The sequence below is a fragment of the Roseovarius sp. THAF27 genome (assembly GCF_009363655.1).
Taxonomy (GTDB): domain Bacteria; phylum Pseudomonadota; class Alphaproteobacteria; order Rhodobacterales; family Rhodobacteraceae; genus Roseovarius.
On record NZ_CP045393.1, the window covers coordinates 1,338,974 to 1,364,196 of the forward strand.

General features: G+C 66.3%; 25 protein-coding genes and 1 riboswitch. Of the genes, 17 read left to right on the plus strand and 8 right to left on the minus strand.

Translation table 11 applies throughout. The features are described from left to right. Positions 1–40: 40 nt before the first annotated feature. A complete protein-coding gene (purD, locus tag FIU89_RS06690) occupies positions 41–1,306 on the minus strand; it encodes a phosphoribosylamine--glycine ligase (protein ID WP_152491877.1) in 1,266 nt (421 codons plus the stop codon). 214 nt (positions 1,307–1,520) lie between these two features. Between purD and FIU89_RS06695 the strand changes: the two genes are divergently transcribed. Further along, positions 1,521–2,081, plus strand: a complete 561-nt coding sequence (locus tag FIU89_RS06695; RefSeq protein WP_152491878.1) for a type 1 glutamine amidotransferase domain-containing protein — start codon at positions 1,521–1,523, stop codon at positions 2,079–2,081. 38 nt (positions 2,082–2,119) lie between these two features. Then, entirely contained in the window at positions 2,120–3,646 is a 1,527-nt protein-coding gene (gene xseA, locus FIU89_RS06700) for an exodeoxyribonuclease VII large subunit (protein ID WP_152491879.1), read from the plus strand. Between the two features lie 7 nt (positions 3,647–3,653). Here xseA and FIU89_RS06705 read toward each other — a convergent pair whose 3' ends face one another. The 3 genes from FIU89_RS06705 to FIU89_RS06715 form a co-directional block, all read right to left on the minus strand. After that, positions 3,654–4,049, minus strand: coding sequence for a hypothetical protein (locus tag FIU89_RS06705; RefSeq protein WP_152491880.1), 396 nt, complete (start codon positions 4,047–4,049; stop codon positions 3,654–3,656). Positions 4,050–4,088: 39 nt separating this feature from the next. Next, on the minus strand, positions 4,089–5,153 hold the full coding sequence (locus tag FIU89_RS06710; RefSeq protein ID WP_368373292.1) for an alkane 1-monooxygenase: 1,065 nt from the start codon (positions 5,151–5,153) through the stop codon (positions 4,089–4,091). 210 nt (positions 5,154–5,363) lie between these two features. Continuing rightward, entirely contained in the window at positions 5,364–6,251 is an 888-nt protein-coding gene (locus FIU89_RS06715; protein ID WP_152491881.1) for a lytic transglycosylase domain-containing protein, read from the minus strand. A 97-nt stretch (positions 6,252–6,348) separates the two neighbouring features. Here FIU89_RS06715 and ftsY point away from each other — a divergent pair, with 97 nt between their 5' ends. Next, on the plus strand, positions 6,349–7,782 hold the full coding sequence (gene ftsY, locus FIU89_RS06720; RefSeq protein ID WP_152491882.1) for a signal recognition particle-docking protein FtsY: 1,434 nt from the start codon (positions 6,349–6,351) through the stop codon (positions 7,780–7,782). Positions 7,783–7,796: 14 nt separating this feature from the next. Beyond that, the gene (locus FIU89_RS06725) at positions 7,797–8,660 is read left to right on the plus strand and encodes a hypothetical protein (RefSeq protein WP_172978049.1); all 864 of its coding nucleotides are present in this window, start codon (positions 7,797–7,799) and stop codon (positions 8,658–8,660) included. Positions 8,661–8,690: 30 nt separating this feature from the next. Here FIU89_RS06725 and FIU89_RS06730 read toward each other — a convergent pair whose 3' ends face one another. Next, positions 8,691–9,197 carry an MgtC/SapB family protein gene (locus tag FIU89_RS06730; protein ID WP_254701810.1) on the minus strand — a complete coding sequence of 169 codons (507 nt, stop codon included), beginning with the start codon at positions 9,195–9,197 and terminating at the stop codon, positions 8,691–8,693. Positions 9,198–9,372: 175 nt separating this feature from the next. On the opposite strand from FIU89_RS06730, the gene FIU89_RS06735 reads away from it, so the two are divergent. From FIU89_RS06735 to FIU89_RS06745, 3 genes are read left to right on the plus strand one after another with little or no spacing between them, the layout of a single operon-like run. Beyond that, on the plus strand, positions 9,373–9,897 hold the full coding sequence (locus tag FIU89_RS06735; protein ID WP_152491884.1) for a peroxiredoxin-like family protein: 525 nt from the start codon (positions 9,373–9,375) through the stop codon (positions 9,895–9,897). Positions 9,898–9,936: 39 nt separating this feature from the next. Next, a complete protein-coding gene (locus FIU89_RS06740; protein WP_152491885.1) occupies positions 9,937–10,839 on the plus strand; it encodes an EamA family transporter in 903 nt (300 codons plus the stop codon). A 17-nt stretch (positions 10,840–10,856) separates the two neighbouring features. Further along, positions 10,857–11,462 carry an inner membrane-spanning protein YciB gene (locus tag FIU89_RS06745; protein ID WP_152491886.1) on the plus strand — a complete coding sequence of 202 codons (606 nt, stop codon included), beginning with the start codon at positions 10,857–10,859 and terminating at the stop codon, positions 11,460–11,462. Positions 11,463–11,608: 146 nt separating this feature from the next. On the opposite strand, the gene FIU89_RS06750 is transcribed toward FIU89_RS06745, so the two are convergent. Continuing rightward, positions 11,609–12,601, minus strand: a complete 993-nt coding sequence (locus tag FIU89_RS06750; protein WP_152491887.1) for an alpha/beta hydrolase — start codon at positions 12,599–12,601, stop codon at positions 11,609–11,611. Between the two features lie 149 nt (positions 12,602–12,750). Next, positions 12,751–12,828, plus strand: a riboswitch (SAM riboswitch). A gap of 58 nt (positions 12,829–12,886) precedes the next feature. Here FIU89_RS06750 and metZ point away from each other — a divergent pair. From metZ to FIU89_RS06780, 7 genes are all read left to right on the plus strand, one after another. Beyond that, a complete protein-coding gene (gene metZ / locus FIU89_RS06755) occupies positions 12,887–14,077 on the plus strand; it encodes an O-succinylhomoserine sulfhydrylase (RefSeq protein WP_152491888.1) in 1,191 nt (396 codons plus the stop codon). 97 nt (positions 14,078–14,174) lie between these two features. Next, complete coding sequence (gene folE2, locus FIU89_RS06760) at positions 14,175–15,275, plus strand: GTP cyclohydrolase FolE2 (RefSeq protein WP_152491889.1); 1,101 nt, start codon at positions 14,175–14,177, stop codon at positions 15,273–15,275. Positions 15,276–15,444: 169 nt separating this feature from the next. Then, positions 15,445–16,113: a hypothetical protein gene (locus tag FIU89_RS06765; protein WP_152491890.1), complete on the plus strand. Its 669-nt coding sequence runs from the start codon at positions 15,445–15,447 to the stop codon at positions 16,111–16,113. A gap of 237 nt (positions 16,114–16,350) precedes the next feature. Further along, the gene (locus FIU89_RS22790) at positions 16,351–16,479 is read left to right on the plus strand and encodes a hypothetical protein (RefSeq protein ID WP_302849008.1); all 129 of its coding nucleotides are present in this window, start codon (positions 16,351–16,353) and stop codon (positions 16,477–16,479) included. 462 nt (positions 16,480–16,941) lie between these two features. After that, complete coding sequence (locus FIU89_RS06770) at positions 16,942–17,154, plus strand: hypothetical protein (RefSeq protein ID WP_152491891.1); 213 nt, start codon at positions 16,942–16,944, stop codon at positions 17,152–17,154. 92 nt (positions 17,155–17,246) lie between these two features. Continuing rightward, positions 17,247–18,692, plus strand: coding sequence for a TrkH family potassium uptake protein (locus tag FIU89_RS06775; RefSeq protein WP_152491892.1), 1,446 nt, complete (start codon positions 17,247–17,249; stop codon positions 18,690–18,692). Continuing rightward, on the plus strand, positions 18,692–20,275 hold the full coding sequence (locus FIU89_RS06780) for a 5-guanidino-2-oxopentanoate decarboxylase (protein ID WP_152491893.1): 1,584 nt from the start codon (positions 18,692–18,694) through the stop codon (positions 20,273–20,275). The genes FIU89_RS06775 and FIU89_RS06780 overlap by 1 nt, the downstream gene beginning before the upstream one ends. A 94-nt stretch (positions 20,276–20,369) precedes the next feature. Here the strand turns inward: FIU89_RS06780 and FIU89_RS06785 are convergent, their stop codons facing one another. Both FIU89_RS06785 and FIU89_RS06790 read right to left on the minus strand, forming a co-directional pair. Beyond that, a complete protein-coding gene (locus FIU89_RS06785) occupies positions 20,370–20,666 on the minus strand; it encodes a hypothetical protein (RefSeq protein WP_152491894.1) in 297 nt (98 codons plus the stop codon). A gap of 145 nt (positions 20,667–20,811) precedes the next feature. Next, positions 20,812–22,575 (minus strand): serine protease, encoded by a 1,764-nt coding sequence (locus FIU89_RS06790; protein WP_152491895.1) that lies wholly within the window; start codon positions 22,573–22,575, stop codon positions 20,812–20,814. A 164-nt stretch (positions 22,576–22,739) separates the two neighbouring features. On the opposite strand from FIU89_RS06790, the gene FIU89_RS06795 reads away from it, so the two are divergent. The 3 genes from FIU89_RS06795 to FIU89_RS06805 all read left to right on the plus strand — a co-directional run bounded on the left by FIU89_RS06795 (position 22,740) and on the right by FIU89_RS06805 (position 25,157). Further along, positions 22,740–23,669, plus strand: a complete 930-nt coding sequence (locus tag FIU89_RS06795; RefSeq protein ID WP_152491896.1) for a glycine--tRNA ligase subunit alpha — start codon at positions 22,740–22,742, stop codon at positions 23,667–23,669. A 22-nt stretch (positions 23,670–23,691) separates the two neighbouring features. Then, positions 23,692–24,222: a DUF6446 family protein gene (locus FIU89_RS06800; protein WP_152491897.1), complete on the plus strand. Its 531-nt coding sequence runs from the start codon at positions 23,692–23,694 to the stop codon at positions 24,220–24,222. 62 nt (positions 24,223–24,284) lie between these two features. After that, positions 24,285–25,157 (plus strand): DUF1206 domain-containing protein, encoded by an 873-nt coding sequence (locus FIU89_RS06805; RefSeq protein ID WP_172978050.1) that lies wholly within the window; start codon positions 24,285–24,287, stop codon positions 25,155–25,157. Positions 25,158–25,223: the final 66 nt, after the last annotated feature.

The following is a 25,223-nucleotide window of genomic DNA, read 5'->3' on the forward strand; positions in this document are numbered from 1 at the left end:
CCCCCGCATCGGTCGGACCGGGCGCAGCGCGGTCCGAACCTCAGTCCAGCGCCCGCCATCCGATATCGCGGCGGCAGAACCCTTCGGGCCAGTCGATCCTGTCGATCATGCCATAGGCCCGGTCGGCGGCCTCGCGCAGGGTGTCGCCCCGCGCGGTCACGTTCAGCACCCGGCCGCCCGTGGCGGTGATCTTTCCGTCCGTATCGCCGGTGCCGGCGTGGAACACCATGTGAAAGCTGTCTTCCGGGCAGTCGTCCAGCCCGCTGATGACGCTGCCTTTCTCATAGGCGCCGGGATAGCCCCTTGCCGCCATCACCACGGTCAGGGCGTGGTCGTCGGCCCAGCTGGCCTCGACCTGGTGCAGGCGCCCCTCGGCGGCGGCCTGCATCAGGTCCAGCGCCTGTGCCCCGAGGCGCAGCATCAGGACCTGGCATTCGGGGTCGCCGAACCGCACGTTGTATTCCACCAGCCGGGGCTGGCCGTCCTTGATCATCAGCCCGGCGTAGAGCACGCCCTGGTAGGGCATGTCGCGCTCGGCCATGACGCGCAGGGTGGGGCGGATGATCTCCTCCAGCGCCTTTTCGGCCACGGCGTCGGTCAGGACAGGCGCTGGGGAATAGGCGCCCATGCCGCCGGTGTTGGGGCCGGTGTCGCCGTCGCCCACGCGCTTGTGATCCTGCGCGGTGCCCATGGGCAGGGCGGTCTGGCCGTCACACAGCACGAAGAAAGACGCCTCTTCGCCGTCCATAAATTCCTCGATCACCACCTCGGCGCCGGCGCTGCCGAAGCTGCCGCCGAACATGTCGTCGATGGCGGCGTGCCCCTCTTCGACCGTCTGGGCGATGATCACGCCCTTGCCGGCGGCCAGCCCGTCGGCCTTGACGACGATGGGTGCGCCCCGGGCAGTCACGTAGTCCTTCGCCGCTCCGGGGTCGGTGAAATGGCCATAGGCGGCGGTGGGCGCGTTCGCGGCGTCGCAGATCTCCTTGGTGAAGCTCTTGGAGGCTTCGAGCTGGGCGGCCGCCTGCGACGGGCCGAACACCAGAAAGCCCGCGTCGCGCAGCCGGTCGCCCACGCCCGCGGCGAGCGGCGCCTCGGGGCCGATGATGACGAACTCGATGGCGTTGGCCTCGCAGAAATTGACCACGGCGGCCCCGTTCTCGATGTCCAGGCTGGCGCATTCGGCGATCAGCGCGATCCCGGCATTGCCCGGCGCGACGATCAGCTTGTCGCATTTGGGGTTCTGCATCACCGCCCAGGCCAGGGCATGTTCGCGCCCGCCGCCGCCGAGAATGAGGATATTCATCTGTACCAAGACTCCGGTTTTGTTGGTTCTCTAATCGGTCGCCTTCGGGGTGGCAAGGACCCCGCCCGAGGCACGCCGTGATCCCGTGCCGCGGCTGCCAGGGGCGCGCCGCACGCACGCGCGAGCGGACAGGTGCGACCGTCTGTCGAGGGAACGGATCGGGTGCAGGCGGCGTTTTCGGGTCAGAACGTAGATGTTATCCAGGAGTAATGAGATGCCCAAACTGCAGAACCGACGAATCGCCATACTCGCCACCGATGGCTATGAACAATCCGAGCTGGAAAAGCCCCGCGATGCGCTGCTGAGCGAGGGGGCCGAGGTGCATATCGTCTCGACGCATTCCGGCCAGATCCGTGGCTGGAATGAAAACGACTGGGGCGACTCGGTGAATGTCGACAAGACGCTCGACGACGCCAGCCCCGCCGACTACGACGCGCTGGTGTTGCCCGGCGGCCAGATCAATCCCGACATGCTGCGCAACGACAAGAGCGCCGTGAGATTCATCAAGGCGATCTTCGAGGCCAAGAAGCCCATCGCCGCCATCTGCCACGCGCCGTGGCTGCTGGTCGAGGCGGGTATCGCCAAGGGGCGCAAGCTGACCTCGTTCCATTCGATTCGCACCGACATGGAGAATGCCGGCGCGATATGGGAAGACAGCCCGGTCGTGGTCGACCAGGGCGTGGTGACCAGCCGCAATCCCGACGACCTGCCGAACTTCTGCGGCAAGATGATCGAGGAAATCTGCGAAGGCCGTCACGACGCCCGTGCCGCCTGACCTTTTCAACCGGGGCGGGATGCGTCAAAGATGCGGTCATGTCCGACCTGATTGACGATCCCGACCCCGGCGCAAACGCCCCCGAATTCTCGGTCTCCGACCTGTCGGGCATGATCAAGCGCATGATCGAGGGAGAGTTTTCCCACGTGCGCGTGAAGGGCGAGGTGGGGCGCGTGAGCCGGCCTCGCTCCGGCCATGTCTACATGGACCTCAAGGACGATCGCTCGGTTCTGGCCGGGGTGATCTGGAAGGGTGTCGCCAGCAAGCTGGCGGTGCAGCCCGAAGAGGGGATGGAGGTCGTGGCCACGGGCCGGCTGACCACGTTTCCCGGGCAGTCCCGTTATCAGATCGTCATCGAAGACCTGAAGCCGGCGGGCATGGGCGCGTTGATGGCCATGCTGGAGGCGCGGCGCAAGGCGCTGGCGAGTGAGGGCCTGTTCGCTCCCGAGCGCAAGAAGCGGCTGCCCTACCTGCCGGAAGTCATCGGCGTCGTGACCTCGCCCTCGGGTGCGGTGATCCGGGATATCCTGCACCGGCTGCGCGACCGTTTTCCCCGCAAGGTGTTGATCTGGCCTGTCGCCGTGCAGGGTGAGAAATGCGCGCCCGAGGTGACGCGGGCCATTCAAGGCTTCAATGCGCTGACACCGGGCGGGGCGCTGCCGCGCCCGGACCTTCTGATCGTGGCGCGCGGCGGGGGCAGTATCGAGGACCTGTGGGGGTTCAACGAGGAATCGGTGGTGCGCGCCGCAGCCGCCTCGGAAATTCCGCTGATTTCCGCCGTCGGGCACGAGACGGATACGACGCTGATCGACTTTGCCTCGGACAAGCGCGCGCCGACGCCCACGGCGGCGGCGGAACTGGCGGTGCCGGTGCGGCTGGACCTGCTGGCCTGGCTGGACGGGCAGGAAGGCCGGCTGTTGCAGGCGCTGAAGGGGCAGGTGACGGCCCGGCAGCAACGGCTGCGCGACCTGAGCCGGGCGCTGCCCCGGGGCGAGGCCCTGCTGGACGGGCCCCGTCAGAGGCTGGACGGGATGTCGGACAAGTTGCCCGGGGCGTTGCGCGCGTCGATCCAGGTGCGGCAGGTCAAGCTGTCGGAAAAGGCCGGGGCGCTGCGGCCCGGTATGCTGCGGGAGCGCGTGCGGAACCGCCGCGAGGGGTTTGCGTCGCTGGCCGCGCGGGTGAACACGCGGGCCTTGCAGCGCGACATCAACCAGAAACGCACGGAGTTCGACCGCATCACGCAGCGATTGTCGGACGTGGGCGCACGGCAGGTCACCGCCTGGCGCGACCGGCTGGCCGCGCAGGACCGCTTGCGCGAGACGCTGGGTTACAAGGCGACACTGGAGCGGGGCTATGCCGTGGTGCGCGGCGACGGGGCGCTGGTGACGACGAAGGACGCGGCACGGGCGGCCGGCGCGCTGGAGATCGAGTTTGCCGACGGGCGGCTGGCGGTCGGTGGGGGCGATGCGGCCGCGACCCCGTCCCGGGCCGCCGAACGGGAGCCTGCGGCGAAGCGCGCGCCGAAGCCCAAGAAGACACCGCCCGAGCAGGGCAGCCTGTTCTAGCGCGGTTTCACACGCCGATCTCGGGGCCGAGGCAGTGGAGCGGCTCGCCGGTCTGTTCCGTCTCGTAAAGCTGGGTCCGGGCCGGGTCGTTCTCGAACTGCGCGACGAGGCCCGAGCCGGAGCGCCGGAAGCTCCAGCACTGAGGGTCGGGCTTGCCCTCGTAGACGAAACAGATCAGCCCGTCATCCTCGTACCACTCGCCCTCCTGGCATTCCCCGTCGAGGAAGGACCAGCGCACGCGGCGGTTGTCGAGATATTCCTCGCCGCCATAGGGCGCGCCCTGGGCGCCGTAATAGAAGGTCTTGCCGCGGGTATAGGCGTCGAACTCGTCGGCGGACATGAGGTCCTGGGCGACGGCGAAAAGGGGTGTGGCGGCAAGGACGCAGGCAAGCAAGAGGCGCATGGCGTGATCCTGACAGATGCGGACGGGGGAGACCACGGGTTATTCGCCCGGCACGGGCCTGGCCGCGGTCACGCGGGCGCGATCCCGCCATTTGGCGCAACGGCGGTCCATGATGCGGCGCCACAGCGTGGGGAAGAGCGCGATGGTGGCCATCAGCGGCAAGGGCAGGGGCAGCATCGGCATGGTCGCGGGGTCGAGTTGCAGCGCGGGATAGCCGCGCGTGGGGGTGACATGGTGATCCGAGTGGCGCGGGGCGTTCAGCATCAGCGCCGAGGAGAACCAGTGCGGTGTGTTCCACGAATGCTGCGGGCCGACGGGTTCCAGCCGGCCATCGGGCAGGGTGGCGCGGCGCAGGCCGTAATGCTGAACATAATCCGACAGGAGGATCTGCATCTGCGCATAAAGCGAGAGTGCCAGAAGCGCCGCCAGCGCCGGGACGCCGCCGATCAGCGTCGCGGCCAGCATCAGCGCCGCGGCGCCGCCGATGTAGAGCGCGTAAGGATGGCTCCAGAGCGGCTTGCGGCCGGCCCGCAGGCGGGTTTCGGCCTTAAGGCCCGCGCGGAACGATCCCGCGCTGGCTCGCAGGGCGTAGCGGTAGAACCCTTCGCCGGGCCGGGCGCTGTTGGGGTCGCCGTCGCTGCCCACGTGGACATGGTGCACCCGCAGGTGGGCGCTGGCGTGGTGGCCGACCAGCAGCGAGGTGTAGATCAGCCGGCCCAAGAGGCGCAGGGACCGGGCCTTGCGGTGGATGAGTTCGTGCGCGACGGGGTGCGAGATCTGGCCGAAGAAGAGCCCGGTGGCGAAGCCCGTGAGAAACCGTTCGACCCCCGACAGGCCGGACGGCCCCGCAATGGCCCAGAGCGCGGCGGCATAAAGGCCGAAATGCGCGAGGCCGAGCGCGGCCAGCAGCGTGTCGGCGGCGGGAAACTCGGCCTCGGGGTCGGTATTGGCGGCCTCGACCGCGATTAGGCGGTCCAGAAGGAAGGTCAGTACCGTGAGATACCCCAGCGCCAGCCACGCCCAGGCACCGCCCCACGCCGCACCCAGCCCGATCAGCAGCACGGGCAGGCATGTCGCGATGGTGAAAAGACGCAGGTCTTTCATGGGGCCTCTGGGATCTTTCTTTGCCGGAACCCTTAACATGGGGGCGATTACGATTCGCTCAATCTTCGATGTCGGGTTGGCCGGATAAACCTGTGGCGGCGTGACGAGGGAGCAAGGTTTATACCCCTAGGGATGATTTTGGGGGCGTGTACTCTGCTTTTGATTGTGGGTGGGAGCTTAGACGTGCGCCGTGGGCCGGGCGTGATCCGGTCAGTCGTTGCGGTAGACGGCGCAGATGCAGCCCGCCTTCTTGAATTTCGCGCAGTCGCGCCAGGCCGCATCGCGGCTGTCGCGGCCGAGGCGGGCCATGAAATAGCCGCCCTTGGGGCTGGCGCGGCTTTTCTGGAACAGCAGGTCGGGGTCTTCCTTGCCGATCAGGCCGGCGCAGGCGCGGGTCTGGGCCCTGAACTTGGCCAGGGACGCTTTCTTGGTAACACCAAAGGCCATCTGGATGCCCCAGGGTTTGACCTTGGGCAGGTAGGATTTGAGCGCGGTCATGCGGCGGTTGCGGGCGAGGTCAAAGCACGCCTTGTCGAAGGGCAGATCTTGTGACAGGCGCAGGTCGGGTGTCGGCACGGGCTCTTCGGTCCAGTTGGGGTAGGGGACGCCGGTGATGATGCGAACGTAGTCGACGGTCTCCTGCGCCAGCCCGCCGGTGCCGGCGATCAGCCCTTCGGCGCGGCGCTCGCCGCCGTTATAGCCGATGGCGGCGAGGCCCGGATTGCCGTAGCGCCGGGCCATTTCGGCCAGGTACTGCGCGGAATGCTCCAGCGCCTCGGCGGGGTTATAGGGGTCCGAGAGGCCGCGGAGCTTGGCCGTCGACGGGATGAACTGGGCGATGCCGCGGGCGTTGGCGGGGCTGAGCGCGTTGGGATCGAAACGGCTTTCCTGCCAGATCAGGCGGGCGAAGAAATGCGGGTCGAGCCCGTGCCGGGTGGCGAAGGTCTCGATGGCGTTGCAGGTGTCGTAGACGAAATGCGCCTTGCGGATGCACAGGGGCGGCCCCCACTTGTCGGTGGAACAGATCGTGTCGGGCGGCGTCGCCAGCGCGGGGCCGGGGACCAGCATCGAGACGAGAAGGAGGAGGCGAAGAAGCATGTCGGCATGGTTGCCCGCGGGCCGCGCTTGTCAATGGTGGGTTTTCATCGGGGGCGGGGCGGTTTAACTGGAGAGGTCAGAAAGCAGGGGTGTCTCAATGGCGTTTTTCCGCAAGTTGAAGGACCGGTTGTTCAAGTCTTCCTCGAAGCTGGAGGAAGGGCTGGACGCGATTGTCGAGGACGGGGGCGAAGTCGAGGAGTTGACCGAAGCGGCGGAGCCGGACCCAAAGCCGGAGTCGGAGCCGGAGCCTAAACCTGCGCCGGACCCCGAACCTGCGCCGGAACCGAAACCTCAGCCGACACCCGAGCCTGAGCCAGAACCAGAGCCGGAACCTGCGCCTGAACCAGAGCCAGAACCAGAGCCGGAACCTGCGCCTGAACCAGAGCCAGAGCCAGAGCCGGAACCCGAGCCCGAGCCCGAGCCGAAACCTCAGCCGCGTCCGACGCCACCGCCGGAGCCGCGCCCCGACCCGTCGCCACCGGAAGTTCCCGCACCGCCCAGCGAGGTGCCACCAGCCGCGCCGCAGGAAGTGCCGCAGACGCCGCCCCTGGAAGACCCGGTGCGCAAGCCTGATCCGCAACCCATGCCGACGCCGATCGAGATCCCGCTCGACACGCCGAAGAGCGAGGCCGCGCCTGCCGCGAAAACGGGCCTGTTCGGGCGGCTGCTGGGACGTGGCGAGGCCCGGACGGTGGTGCGCCGCGTGCTCGATGACGACATGCTGGAACAGCTCGAAGAGCTGCTGATCACCGCCGATATGGGCGTGGACACGGCCCTGCGCGTCACCGCCAACATGGCCGAGGGGCGCATGGGTCGGAAACTTTCGAGCCAAGAGATCAAGGAACTTCTGGCGCGCGAGATCACGCGGATCATGGAGCCTGTGGCCAAGCCCATGCCACTATACCCCAAGCGCCCGCAGGTGGTGCTGGTGGTGGGGGTCAACGGATCCGGCAAGACCACGACCATCGGCAAGCTGGCGAGCCAGTTCAAGGCGGCGGGCAAGTCGGTTGTGATCGCCGCGGGCGACACGTTTCGCGCCGCCGCCGTCGAGCAATTGCAGGTCTGGGGCGACCGCGCGGGCGTGCCGGTGCTGACCGCGCCCGAGGGCAGCGACCCGGCGAGCCTTGCCTTTGACGCCATGGACCGCGCCGAGAAGGACGGCGCGGACCTGCTGATGATCGACACGGCGGGGCGATTGCAGAATCGGGCCGACCTGATGGAGGAGCTGGCCAAGATCGTGCGCGTCATTCGCAAGAAGGACCCGGATGCGCCGCACAACACGCTGTTGGTGCTGGATGCCACCACGGGGCAGAACGCGTTGAGCCAGGTCAAGACGTTCCAGGAACTGGCCGATGTCTCGGGGCTGGTGATGACCAAGCTGGACGGCACCGCGAAGGGCGGCGTGCTGGTGGCGCTGGCCGATAAGTTCGGGCTGCCCATCCATGCCATCGGCGTGGGCGAGCAGATCGACGATCTGGCGCCGTTCGACCCGGAGGATTTCGCCAACGCCCTGACAGGGCTGGAGGGATGATGCGGCGGATCGCGATGATTATGGGCCTTGCGCTGCCGGTGGCCGCGCAGGCCCAGCCGGTGATGGATCGCGAGACCTGTCGCGCGGGCTGGCAGACGGTCAACGCGGCGATGGGGCAGGCGGAAAGGTTCCAGACCATCGAGCCCAAGGTCACCGATGACGGCTGGTGCAGGATCGACCGCAGCGTGGCGGATCTGCGCGACAAGGATTTCTCGGAATTGGAGTGGCGCGCGACTGGCGTGACGCAAGCGATCGAAGCCAGCGGATTTCCGGAAAGCCTGGAGGCGCGTTTTTCCGGCATCGACATGATCGAGGCGTTCGGAATGGACTTGCCGCAGGAGCGGGCGGGCGCGATGGCCGGCCTGACCGTGTTGGCAGAGCGTAACCCCGAAACGCTGGATTTCGCGATCCAGGCGATGGACTTTGATTTCGGCGCGCTTGGCGCGGCCAAATTCAGCCTTATTGGCGGGGGGATCGACCTGTCGGGGCTGAAGCGGATGCAGATCACCATCGGGGGGCTGCGGATCCGCGAGGCGGCGCTGTCGCTGGACACCACGCCGGACCTGTCGCGGGCGCTGAGCGCGGGCCTTGCGGGGCAACAGCAACTGGCGCTGATGCGCGAGGTGATCCGCGCTTTGCCAGACGACACCGTGTCGGAGGAAAGCCGCGCGGCGCTGGTCGCGTTTCTGGAGGCCGCACCGGCGCAGGACGGCACGCTGGAGCTGCGCGCCACGTCGGAGGCGGGGCTGGGCATGATCCAGTTGGCCGGGGGCGGAATGAAGCTTGGGGAAAGTGTCAGCGACGAGGATGTGAAGGATGCGGCCGCGCTGCTGTTGAGCGGCGTGCGAATCGAGGCGACCTGGATCCCCCGGGACTGAAACGCAGACCCGACGCGGGGGAAGGCACGGTCAGTGCGTGCCCATCAACTTCTCGATCTGGCCCAGCACGAAGAGCACGATCACGACGATGGCAGCGGCCATGGCGGCCAGCGGGATCTGGCCCGCGCCGCAGCCAAGGCCCACGGCGCCGGCGAGCCAGAGCGAGGCGCCGGTGGTGACGTTGCGCACCTTGTCGCCCGCGGTAAAGATGAGCCCCGCGGCAAGGAAGGCGACGCCGGCTGTCACCGCCTCGATCATGCGGATGGGATCGTTGCGCTGCTCGCTGTTGCCGCCGCTGAAGTCGAGCGCGGCCAGTTCACGGCCGATAATGACGAAGAGACAGGCGGCGACGGATACCAGGATATGCGTGCGCAGGCCAGCTGGTTTTTCGCGCATCTCGCGTTCGAACCCGATGAAAGCGCCGAGCACGACGGCGACGCTCAGGCGCGCGAAGGCGACCGAGGCCGGGACCACTGAGAACGTGCCCTGCACCTCGTTCACGATCTGGTCCATGAATGCCGCGAGCATGGGTTGCATGGAGGATCAACTTTGCAGTGCTGTCAGGGTTCCGTCGCGTCGCCAAAGGGGCCGTTTGGCGGGTTTGCCCGCATGGCGCGGGAGGCAGGGCTTGAATTGCCGGTTTCCGAGACGAGGTAAGCCTGACGTCGATGCCGCAGACCGCGGCTCGCACCCCTGGAATAGGAGCTTTCTCATGCCCGACGCCCTGTCATCCGCCGCCGCGTTTCCCGTGACCGAGATCGACCGCCTGGACGGCGGGACGATCCGCCTTGGCAAGCCCGAGGCACTGCCGTGGCACCTGATTTTCGTCTATCGTGGGATCCACTGCCCGATCTGCCGCCAGTACCTGCAGGACCTGGAGCCGAAGCTGCAGGAATTCGCGGATATGGGGATCGAGGTGGTGGCCGTCTCGGCCGATACGGAAGCCAAGGCGCGGAAAATGCGGGCGGACCTTTCCCTTTCGGTACCGCTGGGGTACGGGATGGACGTGGCGCAGATGCAGGCGCTGGGGCTCTATGTCTCGGACCCGCGCTCGCCCGAGGAAACCGACCGGCCCTTCGCGGAACCCGGCCTGTTCCTGGTCAATCCGGAGGGCGATTTGCACATGGTGGATATCTCGAACGCGCCGTTCCTGCGCCCGGAGCTGGAGAAGTTGCCGTCGCGGATCAGGTACGTGCTGGAAAACGATTATCCCATCCGGGGCACGCATGAAGGCTGAAGGGCGGACGGGACCGCGCGGGGGGTGTGACACCGGCGCATGAGCGAATGGATCGTCTCGCTTGAGGGGACCGAGGCCGGTCACCAGCTTGCCCTCGGGCTGGCCTTGCTGGCCGCGGTCCTGCACGCGCTCTTCGGGGCGTTGCAGAAAGGGCGGCACGATCCGTGGCTGACGCGGGGGGCGATCGACGGGTCCTACGCGCTGATGGCGGCGCCGTTCGCCCTGTTCGTGGTGCCGTGGCCCGAGCCGCATATGTGGCCGATATTCGCCACGGCGTGGGTGATCCACACGCTCTACAAGATATTGCAGGCGATGGCATACATGCGCGGGGCCTACACTGTCGTGTACCCGGTGGTGCGCGGCACCGGGCCGCTGTTTACCGTGATCGGGGCCTACCTGCTGTTCGGCGAGACGTTCAACGCGGTGCAATGGACGGGCGTGGGCGTTCTGCTGGCCGGGATCTACGGCCTGGCGATCTATAACCTGCGCACGATCAAGCTGGACCGGGAGACCATGCCCGCCGCGCTGGGGCTGGCGGTGCTGACCGGGCTTTTCGTGGCGCTGTACACCACCTACGACGCCTATGGCATTCGGGCCACCGCGGACCCGTTCACGTTCCTGGCGTGGTTCTTCATGATCGACGGGCTGACCTTTCCGGTCATTGCCTATCGCCGCTGGCGCGGGATGGAGACCCCGCCCGAGCCCGGCCCGCTAATGCTGCGCGGATTTGCCGGCGGGGTCATCGCGTTTTTCTCCTTCGGGTCGATCATGATGGCCACGCGGCTGGACAAGGTGGGCGAGGCGGCGGTGCTGCGCGAGACCTCGACGGTGTTCGCCGCCCTGATCGGGTGGCTGATCCTGAAGGAAACGGTGGGGCCGCGGCGGATCGCGCTGATGGCATTGATTGCAGCCGGCGCGGTCATAGTTGAGAGTGGCGGCTGAAACGGAAAGGCAAGGCGATGGACGACAAGAACGCGAATGGCAAACTGAAGGCGGTGCTGGAATTCGGCCCGGTGCTGGGGTTCTTCGTGGCCTACCTGATGCTGAAGGACCGCGTGTTCACCATCGGCGGGACCGAATACGAAGGCTTCATCGTCATCACGGCGGTATTCATCCCGGTACTGCTGGCCTCGACCGCGCTGATGTGGAAGCTGACGGGGCACCTGTCGAAGATGCAGATCTTGACGGCGGTTCTGGTCGTGGTCTTCGGCGGGCTGACGGTGTGGCTGAACGATCCGAAATTTTTCCAGATGAAACCTACGATCATATACCTGTTCTTTGGCACGGTTCTGGGCATCGGCCTGCTGCGGGGGCGGTCCTATCTGCAATACGTGATGGACGGGCTGATGCCGCTGACCGACGCGGGCTGGATGATCCTGACCCGGCGAATCACGATCTTCTTTTTTGCCATGGCGGCGCTGAACGAGCTGGTCTGGCGCACGCAGAGCGAGGAAACCTGGGTCTATTTCAAGACCTTCGGCCTGATGGCGGCGATGTTCGTGTTCTTCATGATGCAGGGCAAGCTGATCGCCGAGCATGGCACGGATGACGGCGGCAAGTCCTGATCCTTTTGGCGGCGGTTTCGCCGCGTCCGGGCCATGAAACCCTGCGGGCCAAGCTGTCGCCCCATTGATCCGGCACGCAGGGCGGCATGACATGCGCCGCGATGGATGTCGGCGATGATGATCGCGGCCTTCGCGGTCCACGCCGCCTATTGGTTCACCGTATTGCTGGTGATGCCGCCCGACGACAGCCCCGCCTGAGACGCCCGGGACAGGAACGGCCAGGCAGGCAGCGCGGGTCGGGGCCAGGGCAGCACCCGCGACCAGCGCGGATCGGGCATGTCGGGCAGTTGCGCGCGAAGCCGCGACAGCGTGACATGCCGAGGCTCGCGCAGCAGGGCGCGGTAGAAATCGAACAGCCCGTCGCGCAGGTAGGTCGACCAGTGACAGTAGAATCGCGCCCGCCCCGGCGCCACGCGGAACCCCGCGCGTTCCAGCGAGGGCAGGGTGTCGGGGTGGTCAAGCTGCACGGTCAGGGTGTTGGGGCGTTGCGGCAGGGCCTGCGCAAGGCTGCGGTCGCCGTGTTCGGGGGCCGAGATCAGGCGCTCCATCAGGAAATCGAAGAGGTCGTTCTCGCGCGTGGTGACGCTGATGATTTCGGCGGCGTGGCCGGCCTCGCTTTCGATGGCGGCCCGGGCGGCGGTGCCGTATTCGGCCCCGTTGAGCAGCAGGACGCGACCGATCGCGCCGGCGCGCAGGTGCGGCAGCGCCCCGAGCGCCACGCGCGCGCCCATCGAATGCGCCACCAGGTGCACGGGGCGGTCCGGCGCCACCCGGCGTATCATCGTCACGAGCTCCGCCAGACACAGCCCGGCCCGTTCGGCCTGTCGGTAGGCATTCCAGATGGTGCCGCGGGCGGACCAACCAAAGCCGATCGCCAGCCCTTCGTCGGGCCTGTCCGCCCCGAACCCCAGCCCGCGCGGCCAGCTTTTCGCCTTCCACGTGCGGATGTCGGGATCGAGCGCGAGGATGTGCTTGTGCGGGCAGGCGGCGGGATGGCCGGGGGCGTATTTGAAACCGTGCGTCATGACGATGATCGGGCCGGGGCGGACCAAGGCGCGGCGAAGGCTGGGCAGCGGCGCCTCTTCGCTGCCGTGCAGGCACGGACCAAGAGGCGTGGCGTCGATCTGCAAGAGCGGCATCTTCGACCCTTTCTACTACATCTTGTGGGCAGCAGTTACTCCAGCCATATGACGGTTGATTGAAGCTTGGGTTACATCACCGTGACGGTGCCACCGGGCCACAGCGGCGCGGCGCAGCTATCGGTTGACGGGCCGCGCTTGGGGGCGTAGAGCAAAGACGTGGCGATTTGTTACCGGATTGCGGGCCACGTTAAACATCTCCGCTAAAAGGTCAGGATGAAAGCTCCCTTTCGCTTGACCGGCTTGGGAGCTTTATTTTTTGGGCGGATCGCCCGGAGGTCGATGATGAAAAACGAATGGAACAGACGCACCAAGCTGGTGCATGGCGGAACGCGACGCAGCCAGTACGGCGAGGTGAGCGAGGCGATATTCCTGACGCAGGGATTCGTCTATGACAGTGCCGAGGCCGCCGCGGCGCGGTTCGTGCAGGCGGGCGAGGACGAGTTCATCTATGCCCGCTACGGCAACCCGACGGTGGCCATGTTCGAGGACCGAATCGCCGCGCTCGAAGGCGCAGAGGCCGCGTTCGCCACGGCGAGCGGCATGGCGGCGGTCAGCGGCGCGCTGATCTCGATGCTGAAGGCGGGCGATCACGTGGTGTCGGCGCGGGCGCTCTTCGGGTCCTGCCTTTACGTGCTGGAGGAGATCCTGACGCGCTATGGCGTTGAGGTGACCTTTGTCGACGGCACCGACATCGAGGCGTGGCGCGCGGCGGTGCGGGACGACACTCAGGTCGTCTTTTTCGAGACCATCGCCAACCCGACGCTGGAGGTCGTGGACGTGGAAGCGGTGGCCGGAATCGCCCATGCCGCGGGGGCCAAGGTGGTGGTCGACAACGTCTTTGCCACGCCGGTCTTTTCCCGTGCCGTGGCGCAGGGGGCCGATGTGGTGGTCTATTCCGCGACCAAGCATATCGACGGGCAGGGCCGCGCGCTGGGCGGCGTGATCCTGGGCACCGAAGAGTATATCCGCAAGACGGTCGAGCCTTACATGAAGCATACGGGCGGTTCGATGTCGCCCTTCACCGCTTGGGTGATGCTGAAAGGGCTGGAGACGATCGACCTGCGGGTTCGGGCGCAGGCCGACAATGCGCTGGCCCTCGCAGATGCGCTGCAGGGGCATCCGGCGCTGGAGCGGGTGATCTTCCCCGGGCACCCCAGCCACGGGCAGCACGATCTGGTCAAGCGCCAGATGGGCAAGGGCGGCACGGTCATCGCGCTGGACATCAAGGGCGGGCAGGCGGCGGCGTTCCGGTTCCTGAACGCGCTGGAGATCGTGGTGATCTCGAACAACCTCGGCGACGCGAAATCCATCGCGACCCATCCGGCGACGACGACGCACCAGCGGCTCTCGGACGAACAGAAAGACGCGCTGGGCATCACGCCGGGTCTCATACGGCTGAGCGTGGGGATCGAGGATACCGAGGACCTGGTGGCGGACGTGAGCCAGGCGCTGGAGGCGGTGACCCAACAGTGATCCAAGACAGCGTTTCTGACGTATCTCATGTCAAAGTGGTAATTTACCGTGATCTGGCATAGATACGGTGCTGTCGGCAGCGAGCGAGGACCCGACCATGAATGTGCACCCGAGTGACATGAAGAAGGTTGCGGACCGCAGCGACGCCAAGGAGGCGTTGGACATTCTGCGCGCGTGGGCGGAAACGGCCACGCCAGAGGAGGTGGCGGATCTCGATCCGGCGATTGCCCGGCTTCTGCCGCAGGGCGAGGTGTCGAATTACCCGGCTCTGCGCCGCGACTACCCGGAGGATTTCAAGCCTGACGCGGCCTACAAGGCCAGCATGCCCGATCTGCAGAACGGCCCGTCGTCGTTGATCAAGGGGGCGCGGCAGCAGTTGCAGCATGTCGGGATTTCGAATTTCCGGCTGCCGATCAACTTTCACACCCGCGAAAACGGCGACCTGACGCTTGAAACCTCGGTCACCGGCTCGGTCAGCCTGGAGGCCGAGAAGAAGGGCATCAACATGTCCCGCATCATGCGCAGCTTTTACAAGCACGCCGAGCGGACCTTCAGCTTCGAGGTGATCGAGGCGGCGCTGGACGATTATATCTCGGACCTGGACAGCATAGATGCGCGCATCCAGATGCGGTTTTCCTTCCCGATGAAGATCACCTCGCTGCGGTCCGGGCTGGACGGGTACCAGTATTACGACATCGCGATGGAGCTGGTCGAGCATGACGGGGTGCGGCGCAAGTTCATGCATTTCGACTATGTCTATTCTTCGACCTGCCCCTGTTCGCTGGAACTGAGCGAACACGCGCGGCAGGCGCGGGGGCAGCTGGCGACGCCGCATTCGCAGCGCTCGGTGGCGCGGATTTCGGTCGAGGTCGTGGGCGAGGAGTGCCTGTGGTTCGAGGACCTGATCGGACTGGCTCGCACGGCGGTGGCGACAGAGACCCAGGTTATGGTCAAGCGCGAGGACGAACAGGCCTTTGCCGAGTTGAACGCGGCCAACCCGATCTTCGTCGAGGATGCGGCGCGGCTGTTTTCGGAGCAATTGCTGAACGACGCGCGGATCGGCGATTTCCGCGTGATCGCGAGCCACCAGGAAAGCCTGCACAGCCACGACGCGGTCAGCATCACGACGAAAGGCCCGACCTTTGCGTCGGAAAGCCTGGATCCGAAGCTGTTCACGACGCTGTTTCACGTCGGTTAGGCCGCGTGGCGGTGCTTGGGCGCGCTTTGTGCTGAAACCTTTGGCAAAAGCCCGCCGGAATCGGTCGCGACGCTAGCTGCGACGCGGCATAACCTTTTCTGCACGTGCAAAGCTGGTATAACTCCCGTGCAATCTTGTCCGCAGGGGCGATTCAAAACGGGATAGAGCAATGGATATGTATTCGGCACCGCTGAGGGCGTCCTTGATGGGCCTGCAGCTGAGCGGCATGATCGTGGAAAAGCAGCTGAGAGTGATGCAGGTGCTTGGACGCGCCACCTATGACTCCCAGCTTCAGTTCATGGGTCTGGCCTTTGACCTGCCGGCCCTGGCCCCGGTGCGGGCGCAACCGGCCGCCAAGTCGCGGCCCGCGCCGAAACCCGCGGCAAAGCCGGCCCCCAAAAAGACCGCATCGAAACCGGCGGCAAGGGCGACGGCCAAGCCCGCGCCCAAGGCGGGGGCCAAACCGGCCGCGAAGGCCGCGGCGAAAACGACCCCGAAACCCGCAGCCAAGCCGGCAGAGAAACCGGCCACGACGCCGGCGGCCAAGCCCGCCGCCAAGGCGGCTGCGACACCAGCGGTGGACAAGACGCCCGCGAAACCGGCGAGCAAGCCGGCCCCGGCAAAGGCGGCAGACACGCCGGCAAAACCTGAGCCGACGCCGGCCCCGCAGCCAGCCAGCCAGGCCGCGGCAAAACCCGAGACGAGCAACGTGACAGCCTTTCCCAAGCCCGAGGCCGGCACGGAACCTGACAGCGGCGCCAAGCGCCCGCGCCAGCCCTCGGCCCCGCCGGCGATGCCCGATCGGTTCGCCGATCCGGACAAGGCCGCGGATTCGTAACACGCGGCGTCAGCCGGATCGGATGACGCGAAGACTGAAATGGCGCGGCCCCTGCTGAAGCGGTGGCCGCGCTTTCCTGTTCCGGTGAGGTCGTGGCCGCCGGAAACCCGCCCGGACCTTCGAGCCTTGCACAGAATGCAAACCGGGGCTTCCACCTTGAAAGTGGTCGTCCGTGGTCTGCAGGTATACCTGTCGACCAGGGAGGAAACTGAAAGATCAACACACGAGGTTTCCAAGATGGCTACCAGCACAACCAACCTGAACTATGACCACGGTCTCAATCGCCTGTTTCGCAAAATTCCCGAGGCACTGCGGAAACTGACCCAGGCCATGACGCGCAAGACCCAGATCGAATGGGCGGCCTGAGCGCCGGAGGCTGCCGGACCGGGATGTCTGGCAGGTGCCTGTCAGCGCCTTGCAGGGCGCACTGACCCATCGCGAACGAAAGGGCGTGTGACCGGCCCGATGACGACGCCGCCCTTTGAGACGCCTGCAACGGCACCTGGTCCCGAGGGCGGTTTGAGTCGCGACCAGGCTCTTGCGGTAGCGGGGCAACAGGGGCATCGGGGCGAGGGCGTCGAGGTGGCCCGAACGTGTCGTCTGCCGTCCGGCGAGACGCTGCTTTGACGAAATTCCCACATGACATTAAGGACTTGCGTTCCACCCCTGCGCTCGGAGGCGGCCGATGCGGTCCTGCCGGTCGGGCGCACCTCGCGGGGTTGCACCAGTTGCAAGTCTGGGTTTCGGGTATGGCAGTGGTGCTGACCGATCGTTTGGCCTACCTTGGTGTCAGGGAGGAAACCGAAGCAACATTCTTGAGGTTTCCAAATGGCGACTAGCACAACCAATCTTGATCAAGGCGGCTTTTTCACCCGCTTGTTTCACGGCATCGTGGACCGTTTCGACCAGCACGCGCGCATCATGTCGCGTCGCAGCCTGATCGAGGAACTCACCGCGAAGAGCGACGAGGAACTGGCAGAGATGGGCATCAAGCGCGAAGACATCGTGCGCCACGTCTTCCAGGACCTGTTCTACGCCTGATTGCCTTTCCCCGTTCCTTGGGGGTTCCGGCCAGGCCGGGCCCCCGCGGAGCGGCTTGACATAGCTCAGAACCGGGGCCAAGGCTTTGCTCCATGGTGGATTTTCGCCCGGTTGGATATGTGATTGGCCTGACGGTCATGGCGCTGGGCCTGGCGATGGTCCTGCCGATGATGGTGGATATCGCGGAAGGGCGCGGCCACTGGCAGGTTTTCGCGGAAAGCGCGATCCTGACGGTTCTGGTCGGTGGCCTTGTGGCGCTGTCGTGCAGGAACGGCGTGCGCGAAGGCCTGACGATTCAGCAGACATTTCTTCTGACGACCGGGGTCTGGGTGATCCTGCCGATCTTCGGCGCGATGCCGTTCATGTTCGGGGCCACCAATTCGAGCCTGGTGGATGCCTTCTTCGAGGCGATGTCGGGCCTCACGACGACCGGCTCGACGGTCCTGTCGGGGCTGGACACGCTGCCGAAGGGGCTGAACCTGTGGCGCGGTATCCTGCAATGGCTGGGGGGGATCGGGATCGTCATCGTGGCGATGGTGTTCCTGCCCGAATTGCGTGTCGGCGGGATGCAGATCTTCCGCTCGGAAGCGTTCGATACGATGGGAAAGATCCTGCCGCGCGCGACCGAGATCGCGTCGCGCATCTCGGTGATCTACCTCGGGCTGACGCTGGCCTGTACGGCCTGCTACATGATGACGGGGATGAACGCGTTCGACGCCACCATGCACGCGCTGACGACGGTGTCGACGGGCGGCTTTTCGTCCTATGATGCGTCCTTCGGCACCTTCCAGGGGCCGGCGGAATGGGTGGCGACGGCGTTCATGATCCTCGCGGCACTGCCCTTCGTGCGTTACGTGCAATTGCTGGGCGGCAGCAACGTTCTGTTGAAGGACAGTCAGGTCCGGGCCTTCCTGATGACCATCGGTGTCCTGATCGTGGGCACCGCCGTCATCCTGATGTCGATCTTTCCGCACCATCCCGAACAGGCGCTGCGCGAGGCGGCGTTCAACATCACCTCGATCATCAGCGGCACGGGCTATGCCAGCGTGGACTACATGGAATGGGGAACCTTCCTGATCGCGGTGTTCTTTTTCCTTGGCCTGATCGGGGGCTGCGCCGGGTCGACCAGCTGTTCGATCAAGATCTTCCGCTACCAGTTGCTGTTCGCCTCGGTCAGGGCGCAGTTGCAGCGGATCTATTCGCCGCATGGCGTGTTCACGCCGCGCTATGACGGCCGGCCGATTTCCGATGACGTTCTGACGTCGGTCATGTCCTTCTTCGTGTTCTTTGTGGTCACGCTAGGCCTGGTGGCCGTGGCGCTTGGCATGACGGGCCTGGATTTCACCACCTCGGTGTCGGGGGCCGCGACGGCAGTGGCCAATATCGGCCCGGGGCTGGGGGAGGTGATCGGGCCTTCGGGGAACTTCCAGCCGCTCAACGACACGGCCAAGTGGATCCTGATCGCCGCGATGCTGATCGGGCGGCTGGAGATGCTGGCCGTCTACGCCATTTTCACACTGTCATTCTGGAGAGCCTGATGACCCAACGACCGCTCGGTGCGCAGATATCCCACATGTTGAAGGCCCGCGGGGTCGACGTGATCTTCGGTATTCCCGGCGTGCATAACGTGGAGATGTATCGCGGCATCGAGGAGGCCGGCATCCGCCACGTGCTGGCGCGGCACGAGCAGGGGGCGGGGTTCATGGCCGACGGCTATGCCCGGGCCTCGGGCAAGCCGGGGGTGGCCTATGTCATCACCGGGCCGGGGCTGACCAACGTGATGACGCCGATGGGGCAGGCCTATTCGGACAGCGTGCCGATGCTGGTGATCTCGAGCTGCCTGGACGAGACGGCGGCGCGGCGCGGACAGTTGCACCAGATGATCGACCAGGAGGGTGCGGCGCGCTGCATCTGCGACTGGAGCTTTGAGGTGAAATCGGCCGGGGCGACCTATGGCCTGATCGAGCGCGCGTTCAACGAGTTTACCTCCGCCAGGCCGCGCACAAAGCACTTGCAGGTACCGATCGCCCTGGGCGGCAGCCTTGCCGATCCAGCACCGACCCCTGTCGAGGCGCGCGCCAAGCGGCCCGTGGCACGGGCCGAGGACGTGGCAGCTGTGGCCGAGGCACTGCAAGAGGCCAGCACGCCCATGATCCTGTTTGGCGGCGGCAGCGTAGGGGCAGGCGAAGCGGCCCGGGCGGTGGTCGAGCGCAGCGGGGCGGCGACGATCACCACCTATGCCGGGCGTGGTGTGGTGGGGGCCGATCTTCCGCTCGATTTCGGGGCTTACCTGGCGCGGCCCGATAGCGCCGAGGTGCTGGCGCGGGCCGACCTGGTTCTGGTCGTGGGTTCGGAGCTGTCCGAGATCGATCTGTGGCGGGACGAATTGGGCCACAAGGGCCGCATGATCCGGGTGGATGTCGACCCCGTCGAATTGGAGCACCCCCGCGCGGAGTTGTGCATCCTGTCCGACGCGGGCGCGTTCTTGGCGGCGCTGGCCGAGAGCCTGCCCGAGCGCGCCGAACCGAAATGGGATGCGGCGGAGGTGGCGGCCACCAAGACCCGCTGGCGGGCGGAGGTGGTGGCCGAGCGACCTGGGATCGTGCCCGTGGTCGATGCGCTCCACCAGGCTTGCCCGGCTGAGACGATGATCTATTCGGACATGACGCAGTTTGCCTATGCCGCAAAGGAGGTCTGGCCGATGGACCGGCCCGGCCATTGGCATCATCCCTTCGGATACGGCACGTTGGGCTACGGTATGCCTGCCGCCATCGGCGGGGCCATCGCGCGGGATGGAAAACCGACACTGGCCATCTGCGGCGACAGCGGATTTCAATACACCATGCAAGAGCTGGGCACGGCGGTCGAGCATGGCCTGCCGCTGCCGATCATCCTGTGGGACAACGGGAAGCTGAAAGAGATCGAAGACGCGATGATCCGGTCCCAGATCGCGCCCAACGCGGTGGTCGCGCGCAACCCGGATTTCTGTGCGCTGGCGCAGGCCTATGGCGCCCATGCCGTGCAGCCCGGCAGCCTGGAGGACATGGGGCGGGCGGTGCGCGGGGCGTTCGACGCGGACCGCCCGACGCTGATTCACGTCAAGGCCGGGATCGGGGGCTGACGGCGGGCGACGCGTATGTCGGGGCCGGTGAACGCGCGGCGCATCCCTGGCTTTCATCGGTTCTCGAAGACCCAGGTCGCGGGGCCCGACACGCTCAATAGACGTCGTTATAGGGGCTGTAGCTGACGATATAGGCCGGGCAGCCGGGGCGGGCGGTGTTGATGATCAGGTACCAGACAACCTCGCCGCCGCGACCGGCGCGGGAATATTCGCAGCCCTTGGGATGGGTCCACCATTGCCCTTGGTGGTACAGCGCGGGAGCGGCCCCGCCATCGCGGGCGAGGTGCAGGGAAGCCGCGACATCCGCCGCCAGGTCGGCCCTGGCAGTCGTTGCGGTCGTGGCGAAGGAAAAGCCGAGCGCGAGCGCGCCGAGAACGGTTGATTTGAACATGTCGATCCACTCCGGTTGACGGGCCGCATCGTGCGGCCGTGGCCCCACACCACCTGACGCGTGGTATCGGGGCCGCCGGTGGCCCGCCTTTGGCCGGAATGTGGCGTCAAGGCGGGCTTCGTGATCGGTTTTAAACGGTTTTTCGTTATTCCCAGCAGCTGACCAGAACGGTCATGCCGGAAACGCGTTCCGACAGGCTCTCGGGCGGCATCTGGCCGTCGCCGTTGGTGGCCGAGGGGGTGACGCCGGCCTGTTCCAGCACCCGGCGTATCGTTTCCGCATTGGCGGCAAAGCTGACGCCTTCGGGCAGTTGCCGCGTGCCGGAGTCGTGGGGCAGCAACATGCCGACCACAGCGCCGCCCGTATCGACGACGGGGCCGCCGGCGTCGCCGTCCAGCGCGTTGAGCGCCAGGCGCTTCATCTCGCGCTCGCCGTTGAGACCCTGCACATCGGCCAGCTGGCCGAACGTGACCGAGGGCGCACCCAGCACGCCGCCGTAGGAATAGCCGGCCACGGCCACGTCCGATTGCAGGCGCGGCGCGTTTTGCTGAAACGCGGCCACGGCCAGCGGTGCCAGCGGCGTGCGCGGGCGCAGCACGGCGATGCCGGTGTCGTCGTTGGCGGTCTGGATCTCGGCCTCGATGGTTTCGTCCAGGGTGATGCGGCCGCAGGACGCGACGACCTCGGAGGTGGTCACGACGGTGCCGGACCGATCGACGTAGAAGCCCGAGCGCGAGAGCTTGGGCGTGCGGATTTCAAGTCCGGCGACAAGGTTGATGCTCTGGACCTCGTTGCTGCCCGCGGCAGGGTCGAGCACGGTGTCGAGGCGCGAGAAGCTTTCCTGCATCTCGCCCAGCATCCGGGTGCGGCGTTCCTCGTCCCCGGCGGGCCAGACCAGCGTGAACCCCTTGATCTGGCCGTCGCGCAGCCATGCCTGGGTGTGCGAGATGGTATAGGCGCTCTCGCCGATCAGGGTGAAGGCGTCGCCGTCGAGATTGCGCGGTCCGGTCTCGGGCACGATTTCAAGCGTCTGCATGATGTCGTAGAGGCCCGCCAGCGTGGCGCGGTCGCCTTCCTGGCTGATCAGCAGGACCTTGGCGTCGATGTCGCCGGTGGCGTCGTAATGGGCGAAAGGCGGCTCGTACTTGGCGAATTCCACCACGCCGGTGGGCAGTTTCATGGCGATACCGGCGCCGGTGTCGCGCACGACGCGCAGGTCCAAGCCTTCGAGCACGGCGTTGTACTGGCGGAACAGCTCGGCGCGTTGACGGGTCGTCAGAACGCCGGTCGCCTCGAAATTGTTGGCCTCCTGCCAGCGGGCCATGGAGCCGCGCGTGCCGCGCCCGAAAGCCGCGTCGATCGCGCCGCCGTAGAAGCCGGCCCATTTCAGGGCTTCCTGCAATGCGGCGCGTTCCTCGCGGGTCAGCAGCGCCTCGCCGGCGCGGGCCTCGCGGACGGTTTCATCCGACGCTTCGGGCTGCGGCTGGGGTTGGGGATCGGCCTGGGCCGTGTCCTGGTCGCCGGTGCCGGTCCTGGCATCCTCGGTGTCTTCGGCGGCCTGCCGGGTGGGACGGTTCAGCACGTTCGCGCCCACCGGCCAGAACTGACGCTGGTACTCGCTTTCTTCGGCAATGTAGCTGTCGCGGGGGATGAGCCGGGCCGAGCGCAGGTTGCGCAGGATCGTGTTGGCATCCGCCTCGCTGTAGGGGCCGAGGGCGATGCCGTACCAGCCGCCGCCCAAGGCAAAGCCGTTCACGTCCTGCATCTGTCCGGCGTATCGGCGCAGGCTGGCCTCGGCCTGGGCAAGGCTGGGTTGCGCCTCGATCTGGATGAAAACCTGGGCCTTGGCGGCGACCGGCGCCACAAGGGCGACGGCCAGGAATACGAAGGTAAGAAAGATGCGCGACATGTACGTCCCTTGCCGAGTTCGGTGTTGTTTCTGCTCTTCCCCGCTTTTTAGCAAATCTGCGGGCGCGTGCATCCTAAATATGGCCTTTCAGGGCAATTGACCCTTGGGTGAGAGCGCCGTAGGGAAGGGCCGAGCATCACGAGGGGCGACCCGGAGGACATTCCATGAGTGACAGGACCGGCAAACCGCGGTCATTCCAGGACATCATCCTGCGTTTGCAGGCCTACTGGGCCGCGCAGGGCTGCGCGGTGATGCAGCCCTACGACATGGAAGTGGGGGCGGGCACGTTCCACCCGGCGACGACCTTGCGTTCGCTGGGGGCGCGGCCGTGGTCGGCGGCCTATGTGCAGCCGTCGCGCCGGCCCACGGACGGGCGTTACGGCGACAGTCCGAACCGCTGGCAGCACTATTACCAGTACCAGGTCATCATCAAGCCGAGCCCCGCGAACCTGCAACAGATCTACCTGGGGTCGCTGGAAGCGATCGGCATCGACATGGGCCTGCACGACATCCGCTTTGTCGAGGACGACTGGGAGAGCCCGACGCTGGGCGCCTGGGGCCTGGGATGGGAAGTGTGGTGCGACGGGATGGAGGTGAGCCAGTTCACCTATTTCCAGCAGGTGGGCGGGCATGACTGCGCGCCGGTGTCGGGGGAGCTGACCTACGGGCTGGAACGGCTGGCGATGTACGTGCTGGGCTATGACGACGGCAACGAGATGCCGTTCAATGACCCCGATGCGCCGATCCCGCTTTCCTATGGCGACGTCTTCCGCGAGGCCGAGGCGCAATATGCGCGCTGGAACTTTGACGTGGCCGACACCGACATGCTGTTGCAGCATTTCATCGACGCGGAACAGGAATGCGAGCGCATCCTGGACCAGCCCGAGACCGACCCCAAGACCGGCCGCCGGATCGTGATGGCGCTGCCGGCCTATGACCAGTGCATCAAGGCCAGCCACATCTTCAACCTTCTGGACGCGCGCGGCGTGATCAGCGTGACCGAGCGGCAGGCCTATATCGGGCGGGTAAGGGCGCTGGCGAAGAAATGCGCCGACGCCTACGTTCTGACCGCCGATGCCGGGTATGCCGCGTGACGCCGCGCGGAAGGGGCGACTGATGGGCAAGGTTATCGGGATCGGGATCGTCATGATCGCACTTCTGGCCGGGGCGGCCATGTATTACCTGCAGGTCTACCATTTCTACGAGCCGGTGGAGGCGACCGGCACCGATGACGTGCGCATGGTGAATCTGGCCACCGGCGCGCCCGAGCCGGTGCTTTACGACGATTTCCAGGCCATCGACGCCGCCAGCAGCCCGATCCGCTATCGCGCCTGTTTCACCACCGAGATGAGCCAGGCGATGCTGACCGAGACCTACGAGATGTACGAGGGCGCAGAGCCGCTGACAGCACCCGGCTGGTTCGACTGTTTCGATGCCGAGGCGATTGCCGAGGAACTGCAGTCCGGCACAGCGCTGGCCTTTCTGGGCGAGAAGAACATCCATTACGGAATCGACCGCATCGTCGTCGTCGCCGAGGACGGGCGCGGCTATGCCTGGCACGAGCTGAACGAATGCGGCGACAAGGCCTATGACGGCACCGTGGTGGGCGAGGAATGCCCGCCGCGTGAAGATAATCCAGAAGATTAAGGAACTTTAGACCAGCTTCGCACGCTGTCCCACCAATGTCCACACGCCGCGGAGGACGCGCAATGGCCGATCAGAGAGCACCCGACTGGGTCATTCCGATGATGCGGGCGGGGTATTCCGCAAGGGGGCTGGTTTACCTTATCCTCGGCGGGCTGACGATGTCCGCCGCCCTGTGGGGTGGCGACGCCGAAGGGACCAAGGGCGCGTTGCAGACGCTGCGCGATGCGCCGTTCGGGCAGATCCTGCTGTGGCTCGTGGCGCTGGGGTTCGTGTGCTACGGCATCTGGCGCTTCATCGCGGCCTATTTCGACCTTGAGAATCGCGGCGACGAGGAAAAGGGCCTGTTTCAGCGGCTTGCGCTGGTGGTGACCGGGCTGATCCACGTGGGTCTCGGGTTCGCGATGGCGTCAGTGGCGCTGGGGGTCGGCGGCAGTTCCGGCGGCGGCGGCGCGTCCGATTGGACGGCGAAGGTCATGCAGATGCCCGGCGGTAAATGGATCGTGGGCGCTGCGGCCCTCGGCATTCTGGGCGCGGGCGTCCACTATGTGATCAAGGGCTGGAAGAAGAAGTACAAGCGGTACATCCAGAACAACGAGACAACGCAAAAGCTCGAGCCGTTGTTGCGCTGGGGGTTCGTGAGCTATGGCATCGTCCTGGCCATCGTCGGCCTGTTCCTTGGCCTTGCGGCGATGAATTCCGATCCGTCCTCGGCCATGGGGATCGGCGGTGCGCTGGACTACATCCGCGGCATGACCGGCGGGCGGGTCCTGCTGGGCGTGATCGCGCTGGGCATCATCGGCTTCGGCATCGAGAACTTTGTCGAGGCACGCTATCGCATCGTGCCGGGCGTGGGCCACAGCAGCGACATTCAAAGCATGGCGCAGGCCGCCAAGGCGAGGGCCAAGTCCACGGCGCGGAGCGCTGCCGCCAGCTAATTGCCGTCAATCGGCTTGCCGCGCCGCGGCAGGCCCGTTAAGCACCGGGACGTTGACCCAAGACGT

Coding starts and splice junctions, on each gene's coding strand:
- purD (WP_152491877.1), bottom strand. CDS start 1,306: ATGAATATCCTCATTCTCGGCGGCGGCGGGCGCGAACATGCCCTGGCC.
- FIU89_RS06695 (WP_152491878.1), top strand. CDS start 1,521: ATGCCCAAACTGCAGAACCGACGAATCGCCATACTCGCCACCGATGGC.
- xseA (WP_152491879.1), top strand. CDS start 2,120: ATGTCCGACCTGATTGACGATCCCGACCCCGGCGCAAACGCCCCCGAA.
- FIU89_RS06705 (WP_152491880.1), bottom strand. CDS start 4,049: ATGCGCCTCTTGCTTGCCTGCGTCCTTGCCGCCACACCCCTTTTCGCC.
- FIU89_RS06710 (WP_368373292.1), bottom strand. CDS start 5,153: ATGAAAGACCTGCGTCTTTTCACCATCGCGACATGCCTGCCCGTGCTG.
- FIU89_RS06715 (WP_152491881.1), bottom strand. CDS start 6,251: ATGCTTCTTCGCCTCCTCCTTCTCGTCTCGATGCTGGTCCCCGGCCCC.
- ftsY (WP_152491882.1), top strand. CDS start 6,349: ATGGCGTTTTTCCGCAAGTTGAAGGACCGGTTGTTCAAGTCTTCCTCG.
- FIU89_RS06725 (WP_172978049.1), top strand. CDS start 7,797: ATGATTATGGGCCTTGCGCTGCCGGTGGCCGCGCAGGCCCAGCCGGTG.
- FIU89_RS06730 (WP_254701810.1), bottom strand. CDS start 9,197: ATGCAACCCATGCTCGCGGCATTCATGGACCAGATCGTGAACGAGGTG.
- FIU89_RS06735 (WP_152491884.1), top strand. CDS start 9,373: ATGCCCGACGCCCTGTCATCCGCCGCCGCGTTTCCCGTGACCGAGATC.
- FIU89_RS06740 (WP_152491885.1), top strand. CDS start 9,937: ATGAGCGAATGGATCGTCTCGCTTGAGGGGACCGAGGCCGGTCACCAG.
- FIU89_RS06745 (WP_152491886.1), top strand. CDS start 10,857: ATGGACGACAAGAACGCGAATGGCAAACTGAAGGCGGTGCTGGAATTC.
- FIU89_RS06750 (WP_152491887.1), bottom strand. CDS start 12,601: ATGCCGCTCTTGCAGATCGACGCCACGCCTCTTGGTCCGTGCCTGCAC.
- metZ (WP_152491888.1), top strand. CDS start 12,887: ATGAAAAACGAATGGAACAGACGCACCAAGCTGGTGCATGGCGGAACG.
- folE2 (WP_152491889.1), top strand. CDS start 14,175: ATGAATGTGCACCCGAGTGACATGAAGAAGGTTGCGGACCGCAGCGAC.
- FIU89_RS06765 (WP_152491890.1), top strand. CDS start 15,445: ATGGATATGTATTCGGCACCGCTGAGGGCGTCCTTGATGGGCCTGCAG.
- FIU89_RS22790 (WP_302849008.1), top strand. CDS start 16,351: ATGGCTACCAGCACAACCAACCTGAACTATGACCACGGTCTCAATCGC.
- FIU89_RS06770 (WP_152491891.1), top strand. CDS start 16,942: ATGGCGACTAGCACAACCAATCTTGATCAAGGCGGCTTTTTCACCCGC.
- FIU89_RS06775 (WP_152491892.1), top strand. CDS start 17,247: ATGGTGGATTTTCGCCCGGTTGGATATGTGATTGGCCTGACGGTCATG.
- FIU89_RS06780 (WP_152491893.1), top strand. CDS start 18,692: ATGACCCAACGACCGCTCGGTGCGCAGATATCCCACATGTTGAAGGCC.
- FIU89_RS06785 (WP_152491894.1), bottom strand. CDS start 20,666: ATGTTCAAATCAACCGTTCTCGGCGCGCTCGCGCTCGGCTTTTCCTTC.
- FIU89_RS06790 (WP_152491895.1), bottom strand. CDS start 22,575: ATGTCGCGCATCTTTCTTACCTTCGTATTCCTGGCCGTCGCCCTTGTG.
- FIU89_RS06795 (WP_152491896.1), top strand. CDS start 22,740: ATGAGTGACAGGACCGGCAAACCGCGGTCATTCCAGGACATCATCCTG.
- FIU89_RS06800 (WP_152491897.1), top strand. CDS start 23,692: ATGGGCAAGGTTATCGGGATCGGGATCGTCATGATCGCACTTCTGGCC.
- FIU89_RS06805 (WP_172978050.1), top strand. CDS start 24,285: ATGGCCGATCAGAGAGCACCCGACTGGGTCATTCCGATGATGCGGGCG.